Origin of the sequence: Sphingomonas sp., from assembly GCF_042096255.1 — a bacterium.
Classification (GTDB): Bacteria; Pseudomonadota; Alphaproteobacteria; order Sphingomonadales; family Sphingomonadaceae; genus Sphingomonas.
Genome location: NZ_JBELLZ010000030.1, coordinates 1 through 13712 on the forward strand (window position 1 = coordinate 1; position 13712 = coordinate 13712).

14 protein-coding genes and 1 pseudogene are annotated in these 13712 nt (G+C 67.8%); 7 read left to right on the top strand and 8 right to left on the bottom strand.

The window, feature by feature from the left end; translation table 11 throughout:
- Positions 1–187, bottom strand: a pseudogene (locus ACFDTH_RS07705) (SAM-dependent methyltransferase); the annotation flags it as partial.
- A gap of 42 nt (positions 188–229) precedes the next feature.
- On the opposite strand from ACFDTH_RS07705, the gene ACFDTH_RS07710 reads away from it, so the two are divergent.
- Together ACFDTH_RS07710 and msrA are read left to right on the top strand one after the other, a co-directional pair.
- Positions 230–388 (top strand): DUF1674 domain-containing protein, encoded by a 159-nt coding sequence (locus ACFDTH_RS07710; protein ID WP_375286950.1) that lies wholly within the window; start codon positions 230–232, stop codon positions 386–388.
- Positions 388–1041 (top strand): peptide-methionine (S)-S-oxide reductase MsrA, encoded by a 654-nt coding sequence (msrA, locus tag ACFDTH_RS07715; protein WP_375286951.1) that lies wholly within the window; start codon positions 388–390, stop codon positions 1039–1041. The genes ACFDTH_RS07710 and msrA overlap by 1 nt, the downstream gene beginning before the upstream one ends.
- A gap of 3 nt (positions 1042–1044) precedes the next feature.
- On the opposite strand, the gene ACFDTH_RS07720 is transcribed toward msrA, so the two are convergent.
- The 4 genes from ACFDTH_RS07720 to ACFDTH_RS07735 all read right to left on the bottom strand — a co-directional run bounded on the left by ACFDTH_RS07720 (position 1045) and on the right by ACFDTH_RS07735 (position 5643).
- Positions 1045–1701, bottom strand: coding sequence for a DUF6445 family protein (locus ACFDTH_RS07720; RefSeq protein WP_375286952.1), 657 nt, complete (start codon positions 1699–1701; stop codon positions 1045–1047).
- Between the two features lie 32 nt (positions 1702–1733).
- Positions 1734–3785, bottom strand: a complete 2052-nt coding sequence (locus tag ACFDTH_RS07725; RefSeq protein WP_375286953.1) for an EAL domain-containing protein — start codon at positions 3783–3785, stop codon at positions 1734–1736.
- Positions 3786–3942: 157 nt separating this feature from the next.
- Positions 3943–4545, bottom strand: coding sequence for an outer membrane protein (locus ACFDTH_RS07730; RefSeq protein ID WP_375286954.1), 603 nt, complete (start codon positions 4543–4545; stop codon positions 3943–3945).
- 576 nt (positions 4546–5121) lie between these two features.
- Positions 5122–5643 (bottom strand): hypothetical protein, encoded by a 522-nt coding sequence (locus tag ACFDTH_RS07735; RefSeq protein ID WP_375286955.1) that lies wholly within the window; start codon positions 5641–5643, stop codon positions 5122–5124.
- 94 nt (positions 5644–5737) lie between these two features.
- On the opposite strand from ACFDTH_RS07735, the gene ACFDTH_RS07740 reads away from it, so the two are divergent.
- Positions 5738–6109, top strand: a complete 372-nt coding sequence (locus ACFDTH_RS07740; RefSeq protein WP_375286956.1) for a PRC-barrel domain-containing protein — start codon at positions 5738–5740, stop codon at positions 6107–6109.
- Between the two features lie 12 nt (positions 6110–6121).
- The gene (locus ACFDTH_RS07745; protein WP_375286957.1) at positions 6122–6580 is read left to right on the top strand and encodes a DUF3597 domain-containing protein; all 459 of its coding nucleotides are present in this window, start codon (positions 6122–6124) and stop codon (positions 6578–6580) included.
- Positions 6581–6584: 4 nt separating this feature from the next.
- On the opposite strand, the gene ACFDTH_RS07750 is transcribed toward ACFDTH_RS07745, so the two are convergent.
- From ACFDTH_RS07750 to uvrB, 3 genes are read right to left on the bottom strand one after another with little or no spacing between them, the layout of a single operon-like run.
- On the bottom strand, positions 6585–6818 hold the full coding sequence (locus ACFDTH_RS07750; RefSeq protein WP_375286958.1) for a type II toxin-antitoxin system HicB family antitoxin: 234 nt from the start codon (positions 6816–6818) through the stop codon (positions 6585–6587).
- A 10-nt stretch (positions 6819–6828) separates the two neighbouring features.
- Complete coding sequence (locus tag ACFDTH_RS07755) at positions 6829–7068, bottom strand: type II toxin-antitoxin system HicA family toxin (RefSeq protein ID WP_375286959.1); 240 nt, start codon at positions 7066–7068, stop codon at positions 6829–6831.
- A gap of 58 nt (positions 7069–7126) precedes the next feature.
- On the bottom strand, positions 7127–9316 hold the full coding sequence (gene uvrB / locus ACFDTH_RS07760) for an excinuclease ABC subunit UvrB (RefSeq protein ID WP_375286960.1): 2190 nt from the start codon (positions 9314–9316) through the stop codon (positions 7127–7129).
- Positions 9317–9511: 195 nt separating this feature from the next.
- Here uvrB and ACFDTH_RS07765 point away from each other — a divergent pair, with 195 nt between their 5' ends.
- From ACFDTH_RS07765 to ACFDTH_RS07775, 3 genes are all read left to right on the top strand, one after another.
- Positions 9512–11371, top strand: a complete 1860-nt coding sequence (locus tag ACFDTH_RS07765; RefSeq protein WP_375286961.1) for an ABC-F family ATP-binding cassette domain-containing protein — start codon at positions 9512–9514, stop codon at positions 11369–11371.
- Between the two features lie 90 nt (positions 11372–11461).
- The gene (locus ACFDTH_RS07770; protein ID WP_375286962.1) at positions 11462–12706 is read left to right on the top strand and encodes a calcium-binding protein; all 1245 of its coding nucleotides are present in this window, start codon (positions 11462–11464) and stop codon (positions 12704–12706) included.
- A 99-nt stretch (positions 12707–12805) separates the two neighbouring features.
- Positions 12806–13699: a ferredoxin--NADP reductase gene (locus ACFDTH_RS07775; protein WP_375286963.1), complete on the top strand. Its 894-nt coding sequence runs from the start codon at positions 12806–12808 to the stop codon at positions 13697–13699.
- Positions 13700–13712 lie beyond the last annotated feature (13 nt).

The following is a 13712-nucleotide window of genomic DNA, read 5'->3' on the forward strand; positions in this document are numbered from 1 at the left end:
TTCCGATCTGGGCGAGCGCGCGATCGGACGGCACCGGCAGCGCGCGCGTGGCGGCAGGGAGCGCCAGATCGAGCGGCTCGCCCCGGCGGAGCACCGCATCGAGCAGGCGCAGCGCGGCGCGGCGGGCGGGCACGCCGGGTGCGTCGACGGGGGCAGGGGGGCGGCGTCTCGCTTGATTGTCGGGCATCGCCGCACGACATGGAGGCCAGACCCTGCAAAGGAAAGTCCGATGGCCGAGCGCCCCGCGCACCTCAAGCCGCCCGCCTATCTCAGCCCCAACCCGCCGGTGCCCAGGCCCGAGCCGGTCGAGCGCCCCGCCGATCCGCTCGGTCGCGATCCGGTGCGCTACGGCGACTGGGAGCTCAAGGGCGTGGCGGTGGACTTCTGATGCGCTGGCTGCTGCCGCTAGCCGCTATGGGCATCGCTGCCGCCGCGCTGCTGCCCGCGCATGCCGAACGCGCGGTGCCGATCCCGCCGCCCGCGCGCGACGTGCCCGCGGCCGCGGGCCCGCAGGTCGCGTTGCTCGCGGGCGGTTGCTATTGGGGCATGGAAGCGGTGTTCGAGCGGGTGAAGGGCGTCCGCTCGGTCACCTCAGGCTTTGCCGGCGGCAGCGCGGGCGACGCGACCTACGCCGCCGTCTCCTCCGAGCGGACCCGGCACGCCGAAGCCGTGCGGATCGTCTATGATCCTCGGCAGGTGTCCTACGGGACGCTGCTGCGCGTCTATTTCTCGATCGCGCATGATCCCACCCAGCTCAACCGGCAGGGGCCTGACCACGGCCCGAGCTACCGCTCCGCGATCTTCCCGCAGTCTCCGCAGCAGCGCGCGGTGGCGCAGGCGTATATCGCCCAGCTCTCGCGCATCCGTGCCTATCCGGCGCCGATCGTTACCAAGCTGGAGTTGGGTCGTTTCTACCCCGCGGCGGCGGACCACCAGGATTTCTACGACCGCAACCCGATGCACCCGTATATCGTACGCTGGGACAAGCCCAAGGTCGCGGCGTTCCGCGCCGCCTTCCCCGGCCTCGCACGAGCGGGCTGATCCTTAGCCCATTGTGAGGAAGGCGGTGACCGTCAGCCGGCCGATTGCGGGATCGGCCGACAGCGACGCGCCGGGCGAGATCGCGCCTGAATGGAGGAGCCAGCCGGGATAGAGCAATGCCCGATCGTAGCGGGCCTCCGCCAGCGCGATCCGCTCGAACAAGGGCGTGCTGTCCGCGACATAGGCAGGCTCGGGAACCCCACCCAGGCGCATCTCCGCCTCCAACTGGTCGAAGAAGATCGGGGCGCGGCGCTCGTTCACCAGCTCGAACCCGGTGGAGCGGTGGCGGAAGAAGGCGGTGCCGTCGCCGTCTTGGGGCGAGAGGAAGTGGACCAGGGCGATCCGATCCGCGGTGAAGGCATCGCAATGCGGCACGCGCTGGCGCACGGTGAGCGCGGCGGGCGGCGTAGTCACCATCGAGAAGCTGGCGTCCACCACCGTGATCCGGCTGCGCCCCAGCGCGGCGGCGATCACCGGCAACTGCTGGTCCAGATAGCCGGTGGGCAAGGGGGCTCGCAGGCCCGGATAGTGATGCACCGCCGGGCCGAAGACGGTGGCTGACGCCGCGTGGCGCAGCGCGTCGGGATCGGCGGAAAAGCCGTCCACCACCGTCAGTACCTGGCCCTCGCGGCCGATCAGGCGGCTCTCGATCCGCTGCATCGCCGACCCGAAGCGCCGATGCGGCGGCAGGGTCAAGAGGTGATCAGCCGGCGGCCCTTTGCCGGAGGGTTCAGTCGTTCGAGATTGAACGGCTCGGCGAATTCCATTCCGGCGCGGCCGTTCTTGGCCCATCGCACCCTGGCGGTGAACATCTGCCCTTCCAACAACTCAATCAGCACCTCGGTGTCGGTGGGATCGGCGTCGAAGGCGATGCCGTCGATCATCGCGCCGCTGGCCGAAAGGTCGCGGATGCGCACGTCGCCCTGAGAGTTGCCGATCTTGAGCACCGCCTTGCGCAGCATCTTGGTGCGGGGCGCGCGGCTGACGCGGTAGCCCGTGGCAGTGGCGACCCCACCCTCGAGGCCAAGCTGTGCGGCGACCTCCTGCGCGGCCACCCCGCGACCATAGACATAGCCCTGGATGTGGGTGCACCCCAAGGCGCGGATCAGGTCGATCTCGTCCTGCACCTCCACGCCCTCCGCCGTCGTCTCCATGCCCATGGTGCGTGCCAGCGTGACGATGGCGGCGATGATCGCGGCATTGCGGTTGCCCGGCGTCGCCGAGCCGCGCACGAAGGACTGGTCGATCTTGATCTTGTCGAATGGGGCGGAGCGCAGATAGCCCAGGCTGGAATAGCCGGTGCCGAAATCGTCCAGCGCCAGCCGCACGCCCAGCGCCTTCAACGCCTTGAACTGCTTGTCGCTTTCCACCGTTTCGTCGAGGAACACACCCTCGGTGATCTCCAGTTCCAGCCGACCCGGGGCCAGACCCGACCGCGCGAGTGCATTGGCGACCAGTGTCGGGAAGGATGTGCTGGCGAACTGGATCGGCGAGACGTTGACGGCGACGCGTACCGACGCGGGCCAGCCTGCCGCCTGGTCGCACGCGGTGCGCAGCACCCATTCGCCGATCGCGCTGATCAGCCCCGATTCTTCGGCGACCGGAATGAAGTGCGCCGGGCTGATCGGCCCGCGCACCGGATGGTTCCAGCGCAGCAGTGCCTCATAGCCGCAGATGCGCGCGTCATCCGCGGAGACGACCGGCTGGTAGACGAGGTGGAAGCCGCCCTGCGCCACCGCGTCGCGCAGGTCGTCCTCGAGCTGCTTGCGGTGCTGTGCCCCCGCCAGCATCTCGCCACGATAGAAGCGGTGCACGCCGCGCCCATCGCCCTTGGCGGCATAGAGCGCGAGGTCGGCGTTGCGGGTCAGGTCCTCGGGGCTGCCGCCGTCGCGCGGCGCGACGGCGACGCCGATCGAAACTCCGACCGAGATCGTGGAGCCGGCAATGTGATAGGGCTGGGAAATGTCCGCGATGATGCTGCGTGCCAATTCGGCGAGGGCATCCTCGTCGATCTCGCCGGTGACCAGCACCTGGAACTCGTCGCCGCCTAGTCGCCCGACCAGCCCTTCCTCGCCCACCGTCCGGGACAGCCGCTGCGCCACCTGCTTGAGCAGGGCGTCGCCGACCTGGTGGCCGAGCGTGTCGTTGACCGCCTTGAAACGGTCCAGATCGAGCAGCAGGAGCGCGGTCTGCCGGTAGGAATGCGCGGTCTGCGCCAGTGCCTGCTCCAGCGTGATCCGCATCCGCGCGCGATTGGCGAGGCCGGTGAGCGCATCGAACATGGCCAATCGGGTGATCTCGGCGTCCGAACGGCGCTTTTCGGTCAGGTCGGTACCGTAGCCGACAAACCCCAGAAAATTGCCGCGCGCATCGTTGATCGGGCGACCGGAAATCGACCACCAGCGCTCCTCGCCGTCGGCAAGCGAGCGTACCGTCTGCTCCTTGAATGCGGTACGCGAGCTGAAGTGGAAGGCGAGGGTGCGTTCGGAGCGCTCGCTCGCTTCGGGCTGGAACACGCCGATCAACGGCCGGCCGACCGGAGTCGCACTGCCCGGGGCGACCTGGCGGGCGACCTTTTCGGAAAGATAAGTGAGGTGGCCGGCCCGATCCGTGGTCCAGAACCAGCCGCTCGACTGCGTCTCGAACTCGGAGACCAGCAGGCGCGCGAGGTCGCCCTGCCGGCGCTCCTCGTCCGCGGGGGTGGTTGCCTGGCGCCTGGCAAGCAGGCGAACCCCACCGAGCATTAACATTCCCTCCCGAGCCTCACGAGGCGCCTAGCAGGCGGAACTTGTCCGTTCGCTTGCGGACGTGGTTAACGCGCGCGGGTTTTCGCACCACGTGCGAAAAGGGCGGAGCCGTTGCCGGCCCCGCCCCGTTACGCAGCTACACGATCCTGTGGGATCAGAAGTGGAAGATCACGCCAGCCATCGGGCGCAGGCTGTCTGCATCGCCGAAGGTGGTCACCTCGGCGCGGATGCGGAAGCCCGAGTTGCCGGTGATGCCGCCCAGGCCAATGTCCTTCGGACCGACCTCGACGCCGCCGCCCCAGCTCCAGTCATGCACGTCGCGACGCTGGAGGTTGCGCCCCTTGTCGAAGTTGACCCACATGTAGCCGGCCTTGGCGTAGATCATGCCGCTGTCGCCGATCCGCGGGCCGACGCGGCCCATCACGCCATATTCCCAGTCGATCTGGCCGGTGAACCCCTTCGCGACGACACCCTCGGCACCGACGAAGACGGGGCCGAGCGGCACGTTCACGCCGGCGACGCCCTGGACCAGACCGCCCTGAAGGCGACGCGGACGATATGGCACCGCCGAACCGGTGGACGGATTGTTGTCGAAGCCTTCCCAGCCGCCGAGCACGCCGACATACGGCTCGATGCCAAAGGCGGGGCTGCCATCGGGCGACGTCGCCTCGGGTGCCGGCTCCACGGTGTCCTGCGCGAGGGCAGGGGTGGCGGACAGGACCGCGAGGCTTGCCGCCGCGAGAAGAAGCTTGCGCATACGAATAGACCCTTGTTGTATTCCTGGTCGAGTTCCGGAAACCGTACGCACCCGGTCACTCGATCGGCGGGTCAAACCCAAGGGCTCGCGTCTTTGTTGCACGGCAGCGATGCCGTTGAGTCACGTCGTGCAGACCTGTTGCACGAAGGCCACGCTTTCTTGCGCGGACATGAACGAAGCCTCCGAAACGACAGGCTTCGGACGTGAGAAGAGCCAGATATGAGAAGAGGTTGCCGGATGCCGCCGAAGCGACACCCGACAACCCCTAAACATGGTCAGCGGCCGGAGAGCTCCAGCCCGGGAGACCATGCGTGCCTCTTGGACCTTTGGGCCTCGCGCGTTGACTGGAGGAGGATACCTCCCGCGCGTGCCCGGCGGCCCTTAGAAGCGCGTCCCCCGAACGAACTGAACCGACCCCATTGCTGAACCATGAGACATCGGATCACCTCCTTTCGCTGGTTGATAACGTTCGTGGCCAGCGTGGCCACGTCCTCCATGTGAATCGTCTCGGGACGAGAAACAAGACTTGTAATCGCAGGCAGATTCGACGATTCTCCGCGCCCTGCCGGCTGGCGCTCAGCCGCGGCAGTCCTCGATCACCCGGCCCACTTCCGCCCAGGCGGGCAGCGCCAGCGGCGGCGCGCCGGCCTGGTCCAGCGCGAAGCGGCCGCGGCTGAATGCCATCGCGTCGAGCAGCGGATCGGTCGGCGACAGCGACACGGCGACATAGGGCGGGGTGCCGCCGGTCGGCGAAACCGGCAGGCTGCGCGCGGTGCTGGTGGTGCGCACCGCCAGGGGCGCGGTATTGCTGCCACTGACCGACAGGAACACGCGCCGCTCTCCCCGGTCGCAGCGCAGCACCGCGCGCGCGTCGGTGCCGGGCGTGCCGAACAGAGCGCGGGTGCCGCGCGCGTCGCGCTCGTAGCGCCAGGTGCCGGGCGTCTGCGGCCAGTCGCGCCAGTCGACCGCGCGGGGCGGCGGCGGGGCGGGCCGCGGGGGTGGCGGCGGTGCCGGGCGCGGCGGCAGGGGTGGCGGTTCGCGGCTGGGCGGCGGAACGCAGCCGGCAACCAGAAGCGAGAGGAGAAGGACGCGCCGCATGCGGCCGTCTATGCGCGAGGCGGCGGCGTGGCTCAACCGGAACCGACGCAAGGTGCGGGCGGTTCATCGGCGATCCCAGCCACGGAGCCCGCCCATGTCGACCGCCGCCACGCCCACCCTGCTGCTCAGCCAGGCCAATGCCGCGGGCACGCTGCGGCTGGAAAGCCGCGACGGCGACCATATCGGCTCGGTCCATGCCTTCATGGTGCACAAGGGCACCGGGCGGGTGACGCACGCGATCCTGTCGCTCGGCGGCTTCCTGGGCATGGGCAAGAGCTATTACCCGTTGCCGTTCGAACTGCTGACCTTTGATCCGGTGCGCGACCTCTACGTCGTCACGATCGACCGTCGCATGCTGGAGGGTGGGCCGAGCTGGGCCAACAACGCGCCCGAGTTCGACCAGGCCTATGCCGATCGCGTGGCGAGCTATTACGGCGTCCGCACCGAGGACGTTGCGACCAACTGAGGAGAGACGGACGTGAGCATCTTCAGCAAGATCAAGACCGCCATCTTCGGCGAGCATGGCCCGCTGGGCGGCCAGTTCGGCGGCAAGAAGGACGCGCCCGCCGCGCCCAAGCCGGCACCCGCACCGCAGGCCGCGCCGGCGGCGCCGAAGCCTGCACCCACGCCTCAGGCCGCGCCTGCGCCTGCCACGGCGCCGGGGCCCGCCGCGCAGCCCGTCGATGTCGAGAAGGCGCTGGAGGCGATCAGCGCGCGCAAGGGCAATCCGCAGCTCAACTGGCGCACCTCGATCGTCGACCTGATGAAGCTGCTCGACCTCGATTCAAGCCTCGACAACCGCAAGGAACTGGCGACCGAACTCGGCTATACCGGCGCCAAGGACGGTTCGGCCGAGATGAACATCTGGCTCCATAAAGCGGTGATGCGCGAACTGGAAAAGAACGGCGGCATGGTACCGGCCGGATTGAAGGACTGACGGGTCAGGCGGCGAAACGGGCGGCGTAGATCGCTGGCCGGTAGCGGGGCGGCGGTACCTCGAGTCCGGCGTCCTGCGCGGTGGCAATCCACCCCTCGATCGCCTCGCGCACGTTGGTCAACGCCTCGTCCGGCGTTTCCCCATGCGTGGTGCAGTATCGCAGATCAGGCACGTCTGCGATCCAGCACTCGTCCTCGCGCGACCAGAACAGGTTGATATGGTAGCGTGCCTCGCTCATGTCTCGATCTCTAGGCCATACGTGTCCACGATTTCAAGGAAGCGCCGGACCAGAACGGCTTCACGCCTTTGCCGTGCGGCAGGATCGTGAACACTCCGGGCACGCGGGCATGCGTATAGTGCCGGTGGCTTCCCGCCGTACGAGCATGGATGGAACCAGCTGCACTAAGCAGTTTCTCGAACTCCGCGAACCGGATTGCCGTCGTGGGGTCAGCGAGGATCGCGGCATAGAGCTTGGCAATGCGGGTCATGGCGTCTGCATAGACCCGGTTTCGGTACGTTTGAATCGAATCGGGATAGATCGAACAGCTACTGCCGCTTGTTCATCCGCATCTGCTGCTGCTTGCCGTATCGCGTCTTGCGCGTGCCCGGCTTGCCCTCGTTGCTGCGGCCCATGATCGGCGCCTTGTGCTCCTCGACCGGCAGGCCGAGTTCCTGCTGCTCTAACGAGCGGATCTCGTCGCGCAGGCGGCCGGCCTCCTCGAACTCCAGGTCGGCGGCGGCCTTGCGCATCTTCTTTTCGAGATCTTCGATGAAGGCGCGCAGGTTGTGGCCGACCATGTGGGTGGGGCCGTCCTCGATATCGACGGTGACCTGATCCTTCGAGGCGACGTGCGCGATGATGTCGCCGATGTTCTTGCGCACGGTCTGCGGCGTGATGCCGTGTTCCAGGTTGTACGCCTGCTGCTTCTCGCGGCGGCGCGCGGTCTCGTTCATCGCGCGCTCCATGCTGCCGGTGATCCGGTCGGCATAGAGGATCACCCGCCCGTCGACGTTGCGGGCGGCGCGGCCGATGGTCTGGATCAGCGAGGTCTCGGAGCGCAGGAACCCCTCCTTATCCGCGTCCATGATGCACACCAGCCCGCATTCGGGAATGTCGAGCCCCTCGCGCAGCAGGTTGATGCCGATCAGCACGTCATAGACGCCCAGCCTGAGGTCGCGGATCAGTTCGATGCGCTCCAGCGTCTCGACGTCCGAATGCATGTAGCGGACCTTGACGCCCGCCTCGTGCATATATTCGGTGAGGTCCTCCGCCATCCTTTTGGTGAGCGTGGTGACGAGGGTGCGATAGCCGAGCTCCGCGGTCTTGCGGCACTCGACGATACAGTCCTGCACCTGCTCCTCGACCGGCTTGATCTCGACGGGCGGGTCGATCAGACCGGTGGGGCGGATCACCTGTTCGGAGAAGACGCCGCCGGTCTGCTCCATCTCCCAGCCGCCCGGCGTCGCCGAGACGGAGACGGTCTGCGGGCGCATCGCATCCCATTCGTTGAAGCGCAGCGGCCGGTTGTCGATGCAGCTCGGCAGGCGGAAGCCGTATTCCGCCAGCGTGATCTTCCGCCGGTGGTCGCCGCGCGCCATCGCGCCGATCTGCGGCACCGTCTGATGGCTCTCGTCCACGAACAGCAAAGCGTTTTCCGGGAGGTATTCGAACAGGGTGGGGGGCGGCTCGCCCGGCAGGCGGCCGGTGAGGAAGCGGCTGTAATTCTCGATGCCGTTGCACGATCCGGTGGCGGCGATCATCTCCAGATCGAAGTTGGTGCGCTGCTCCAGCCGCTGGCGCTCCAGCAGCTTGCCCTCGATCTCCAGTTCCTTGAGCCGCTCGGTCAACTCGTGCCGGATCGCCTCCGACGCCTGCTTCATCGTCGGCCCCGGGGTGACGTAGTGCGAGTTGGCATAGACGCGGATCGAGTTGAGGCTCGCCGCCTTCTGGCCGGTGAGCGGATCGAACTCGACAATCTCCTCGATCTCGTCGCCGAAAAAGGAGATGCGCCACGCCGCGTCTTCAAGGTGAGACGGGAAGAGCTCGAGATTGTCGCCCTTCACCCGGAAGTTGCCGCGTGCGAAGGCGGCGTCGTTGCGCTTGTATTGCAGCGCGACCAGCTTGCGCACGATCTCGCGCTGGTCGACGCTCTGGCCCTTCTTGAGGTCGAAGATCATCGCCGAATAGGTCTCGACCGAGCCGATGCCGTACAGGCACGAGACGGAGGCGACGATCAGCACGTCGTCGCGCTCCAGCAGCGACCGGGTCGCCGAATGACGCATCCGGTCGATCGCCTCGTTCACGCTCGACTCCTTCTCGATATAGGTATCGGAGCGGGGGACGTACGCCTCGGGCTGATAGTAATCGTAATAACTGACGAAATATTCGACCGCATTCTCGGGGAAGAACGACTTGAACTCGCCGTAGAGCTGCGCGGCCAGGATCTTGTTGGGCGCCAGGATCAGCGCCGGGCGCTGCATCGCCTCGATCACCTTGGCCATGGTGAAGGTCTTGCCCGATCCGGTCACGCCCAGCAGCACCTGGTCGCGCTCGCCCGCCTGTGCCTGCGCGACCAGTTCGGCGATCGCGGTCGGCTGGTCGCCGGAGGGCTGGTAGTCGCTGACCAACTTGAATGGCCGGCCGCCTTCGGCCTTCTCGGGGCGATTGGGGCGGTGGGGGACGAAGTTCTCGCCGGTCTCGGGTTCGGCGAGGGTGGTGCGGATCTGGATCGGCATGCGGAGGATATGGGGCGATTGTTGGAAACGTTCCACCTCCGTTCGTGCTGAGCGAAGTCGAAGCACAAGCCGAGGCGTGGGCGCTTGCCCCCTTCGACTGCCTGCCAGGGCAGGCGCTCAGGACAGGCTTCGACTTCGCTCAGGGCGAACGGAAGGGGAGGTGTGCAGTACCTCCAAAGCCGCTAATAGCCCCCCATGCTCGACATCTCCGACATTACCGTCCGGCTCGGCGGCCGGCTGATCCTCGACCGCGCCACCGCAAAGCTGCCGCCGCGCGGGCGGGTCGGGCTGATCGGGCGCAACGGCGCGGGCAAGTCCACTCTGGTCAAGGTGATCGCCGACCAGCTGGAGCCCGATACCGGCACGGTGGCAATGCCGCGCGGCGCGAAGCTCGGCTATATCGCGCAGGAGGCGCCCGCGGGCGACGCCACCCCGTTCGAGACCGTGCTCGCCGCCGATACCGAGCGCGCCGCGCTGCTGGAGGAGAGCGAGACCAGCACCGATCCCGATCGGCTGGGCGACGTGCATGAGCGGCTGATGGCGATCGACGCCTATACCGCGCCCAGCCGCGCCGCGCAGATCCTGGTCGGCCTGGGCTTCGACGAGGAGGCGCAGCACCGCCCGCTCGACAGCTTCTCGGGCGGGTGGAAGATGCGCGTCGCGCTCGCCAGCCTGCTGTTCTCCCAGCCCGACGTGCTGCTGCTCGACGAGCCCTCGAACCACCTCGACCTCGAAGCGGTGCTGTGGTTGGAGGACTTCCTCAAGGCCTATCCCGCCACGATCGTGCTGGTCAGTCACGAGCGCGATTTCCTCAACAACGTGGTGGATCACATCCTGCACCTCGAGCGTGGCAAGCTCACGCTCTATCCCGGCGGCTACGACGCCTTCGAGCGGCAGCGCGCCGAGCGGCAGGCGCAGCTCGCCTCCGCCAAGGCGAAGCAGGAGGCCGAGCGCGAGAAGCTTCGCGACTATATTGCGCGCAACTCCGCCCGCGCCTCCACCGCCAAGCAGGCGCAAAGCCGCGCCAAGGCGCTCGCGCGGATGCAGCCGATCGCCGAGCTGGTCGACGATCCCTCGCTGTCCTTCAACTTTCCCAGCTCCGATCCGCTGCGTCCGCCGCTCATCACGCTCGACATGGCGAGCGTCGGCTATGGCGAGACGCCGATCCTCCAGCGGCTCAACCTCAGGCTCGACCCCGACGACCGGATCGCGCTGCTCGGGCGCAACGGCAACGGTAAGACCACGCTCGCCCGCCTCCTCGCCGCCCAGCTGACCACGATGGACGGTGCGATGAACGCCTCCGGCCGGATGCGCGTCGGCTATTTCACCCAATATCAGGTCGAGGAGCTGGATGCGGGCGAGACGCCGCTCCAGCACATGACGGCGCTGATGCCGGGGGCAGCGCAATCGGCGGTGCGCGGGCAGCTGGGCCGGTTCGGCTTCGGCGCGGACAAGGCGACGACGCAGGTCGGCAAGCTCTCGGGCGGCGAGCGCGCGCGGCTCGCGCTGGCGCTGATCACCCGCGACGCGCCGCACATGCTGATCCTGGACGAGCCGACCAACCACCTGGACGTCGATGCGCGCGAGGCACTGATCCAGGCGCTCGCCGCCTATGAGGGCGCGGTGGTGATCGTCAGCCACGACCGGCATATGCTGGAGATGACGGCGGATCGCCTGGTGCTGGTCGATGCGGGCACCGCGCGCGAGTTCGACGGGACGCTGGACGATTACATCGCCTTCGTGCTGGCGAAGGAGCCGGGCGGCAAGGTGAAGAAGGGCGGCAAGGCGGACCGCAAGGCCGCCGCCGAGGCGCGCGAGAAGGGGCTGGCGCTCAAGAAGCGGGCGAAGGAGGTGGAGACGCAGCTCGCAAAGCTGACCGAGCAACGCTCGGCGGTGGATCGGGCGATGTTCGATCCGTCCACGGCCGAGGCTTCGCTGGCCAAGTTGACCATGACCGACCTGATGAAGCGACGCGCCGAGCTGAGCGAGCGGATCGACGAGGCCGAGGCCGCGTGGCTGGAGGCGAGCGAGGCGCTGGAGGCGGTCGCGGCGTGAGTCGCGATCGAAACGATTGCTACAGCTTTAGCGGCTAGCGGGGCGCCGAAGGCCGCCGGGAACGAGCGGTCCAGATGAAAAGGGTCGCCCATGCTTATCCGCTCTTCGCGCGGCACGTCGTTTGCTGACGCCAATGCCACCGTCCTGACGCTCGGCTTTGCCTATGCCAGCGATCATGGCTACCGCTTAGCGGCTACCGCGGACGGCTATGCGCTGACCGACCTGACCACGGGCGAGCAGTTCGCCTTCGACGAGACCGACCTCGCGCTCGACAGCCTGTCGCTCGACTTCTCCGACGCGACCGCCGCGGTGGAGCTCCATGGCGGTGCAAACGGAGACCTGCTGCGCGGCGGCAGCGGCGATGACGTGCTGGTCGGCGGCGGCGGCGCGGACCAGCTGTTCGGCGGTGCGGGGGACGATACGCTGTCGGTTTCCCACAATTATGCCACGGTGGAGGGCGGCGAAGGCGTCGATACGCTGATGATCGATGCGGGCGTGGTGCTGACGCTACGCAGCGACGCCGCCAGCGGCATCGAGCGGGTCTTCGTGGGCGATGGTGGCGAGGCGCTGTTCCAGAATCTGGGCGTGAGCATGGGCTCGATTTACGTGCGCAGCGTCGCCGGGGGCGCCGTCACCACGGTGTCGGGCACTGCCGCCAATGACTGGATCGTCGGTGGTGCCGGTCAGGACCGGCTGTTCGGCAACAATGGCGACGACACGATCGTGATCAAGTCCGTGCCGCGGCAGATCATCGGCGGGGAAGGCGACGACCGGCTGGTGCTGAAGGGCGGCGGCACCTTCGTGCTGGGCGACGCGCAGCTCTCGGAGATCGAGGGGATCAAGGTGACCGGCGGCAGCACGCTGGACATCAGCAACGTCCACTTCCAGCCCGGCTGGCTGACCGGGTCGGGCAGCGATTCGCTGAAGATCACCGGCTCCGGTTACAACGACCGGATCACCGGGGCCGATGGGGACGACGTGCTGACCGGCGGCTATGGCGGCGATCGGATTTCCGGCGGCGCGGGGGCGGACACGTTCGTGTTCCGCCAGCATTACGATATCGGCGGACCGGGCGCGCGCGACCAGATTACCGACTTCAGTCACGCGGAAGGCGACAAGATCTCGCTGGAGGGCGCCGCCCGCTACATCGGCGGGGCGTTCCAGTTCATCGGCGACGATGCCTTCTCCGGCTCGGGCGCCAACGAGTTGCGCGCCGTCGAACGCAATGGCCGCACCCTGGTGATGGGTGACATCAACGACGACGGCAAGGCGGACTTCCTGTTCTACGTCAAGACCGAGGACGGCCCGCTGGTGGCGGGCGACTTCATCCTGTGATCGGGCGGCGGCGGGGCGGCGACATGCGCCGTTCCGCCGCGCGCATGCGTTGACCCGTTCGGGACCCGCGCATATTGCGACCCGATCGCAGCTCTAGGAATGGCCCCACGTCTCCCTATCTGCCTGCCGTTCCCGCAGGAGTTTTCCCGTTTGACCGATACCCGCGCGCCCGTGCTGATCCCCGACAATGCCGCCTTCCAGACCGTGACGGTGAAATGGGTGCGGCACTGGAACGATCGCCTGTTCAGCTTCGCGGTGGATCGCCCCGCCTCCTTCCGCTTCCGCTCGGGCGAGTTCGTGATGATCGGCCTGCCCGGCATCGAGACCGCCGAGCAGGCGGCGAGCGGCAGGCCCGCCAAGCCGGTGATGCGCGCTTATTCGATCGCCAGCCCGTCGTGGAGCGAGGAGATCGAGTTCCTGTCGATCAAGGTGGAGGACGGGCCGCTGACCGGCCGTCTTCAGCGGATCGAGCCCGGCGACCAGCTCTACATGGGCAAGAAGCCCACCGGCACCCTGGTGTGCGACGCGTTGCTTGGCGGCAAGCGGCTGTGGCTGCTGTCCACCGGCACCGGCCTCGCCCCCTTCCTGAGCCTGACCCGCGATCCCGAAGTGTACCAGCGGTTCGAGCAGGTGATCGTGGTGCATGGCGTGCGGCAGGTGAGCGATCTTGCCTATCACGAGGAGCTGTCCGCGAAGCTGGCGGAGGACCCGCTGATCGGCGAGGAAGCGGCGGCGCAGCTGCGTTACCTGCCGACGGTGACGCGTGAGCCGTTCCCGACCGCGGGCCGGATCACCGACATGATCGCCGACGGTCGCCTGTTTGCGGGCGGCGAGGGGCCGGCGCAGTTCGATCCCGAGACCGACCGCGTCATGCTGTGCGGCTCCACCGCGATGATCCGCGAGACCGCGGGGCTGCTGGAAGCGGCGGGGCTGGATGAGGGATCGAACGCCAATCCCGGCCGCTATGTGATCGAGCGCGCGTTCGTGGACTGAATCCACGTCATCC

Coding starts and splice junctions, on each gene's coding strand:
- ACFDTH_RS07740 (WP_375286956.1), top strand. CDS start 5,738: ATGTCGACCGCCGCCACGCCCACCCTGCTGCTCAGCCAGGCCAATGCC.
- ACFDTH_RS07775 (WP_375286963.1), top strand. CDS start 12,806: ATGGCCCCACGTCTCCCTATCTGCCTGCCGTTCCCGCAGGAGTTTTCC.
- ACFDTH_RS07720 (WP_375286952.1), bottom strand. CDS start 1,701: ATGCAGCGGATCGAGAGCCGCCTGATCGGCCGCGAGGGCCAGGTACTG.
- ACFDTH_RS07765 (WP_375286961.1), top strand. CDS start 9,512: ATGCTCGACATCTCCGACATTACCGTCCGGCTCGGCGGCCGGCTGATC.
- ACFDTH_RS07710 (WP_375286950.1), top strand. CDS start 230: ATGGCCGAGCGCCCCGCGCACCTCAAGCCGCCCGCCTATCTCAGCCCC.
- ACFDTH_RS07735 (WP_375286955.1), bottom strand. CDS start 5,643: ATGCGGCGCGTCCTTCTCCTCTCGCTTCTGGTTGCCGGCTGCGTTCCG.
- ACFDTH_RS07770 (WP_375286962.1), top strand. CDS start 11,462: ATGCTTATCCGCTCTTCGCGCGGCACGTCGTTTGCTGACGCCAATGCC.
- ACFDTH_RS07725 (WP_375286953.1), bottom strand. CDS start 3,785: ATGCTCGGTGGGGTTCGCCTGCTTGCCAGGCGCCAGGCAACCACCCCC.
- uvrB (WP_375286960.1), bottom strand. CDS start 9,316: ATGCCGATCCAGATCCGCACCACCCTCGCCGAACCCGAGACCGGCGAG.
- ACFDTH_RS07730 (WP_375286954.1), bottom strand. CDS start 4,545: ATGCGCAAGCTTCTTCTCGCGGCGGCAAGCCTCGCGGTCCTGTCCGCC.
- msrA (WP_375286951.1), top strand. CDS start 388: ATGCGCTGGCTGCTGCCGCTAGCCGCTATGGGCATCGCTGCCGCCGCG.
- ACFDTH_RS07750 (WP_375286958.1), bottom strand. CDS start 6,818: ATGAGCGAGGCACGCTACCATATCAACCTGTTCTGGTCGCGCGAGGAC.
- ACFDTH_RS07755 (WP_375286959.1), bottom strand. CDS start 7,068: ATGACCCGCATTGCCAAGCTCTATGCCGCGATCCTCGCTGACCCCACG.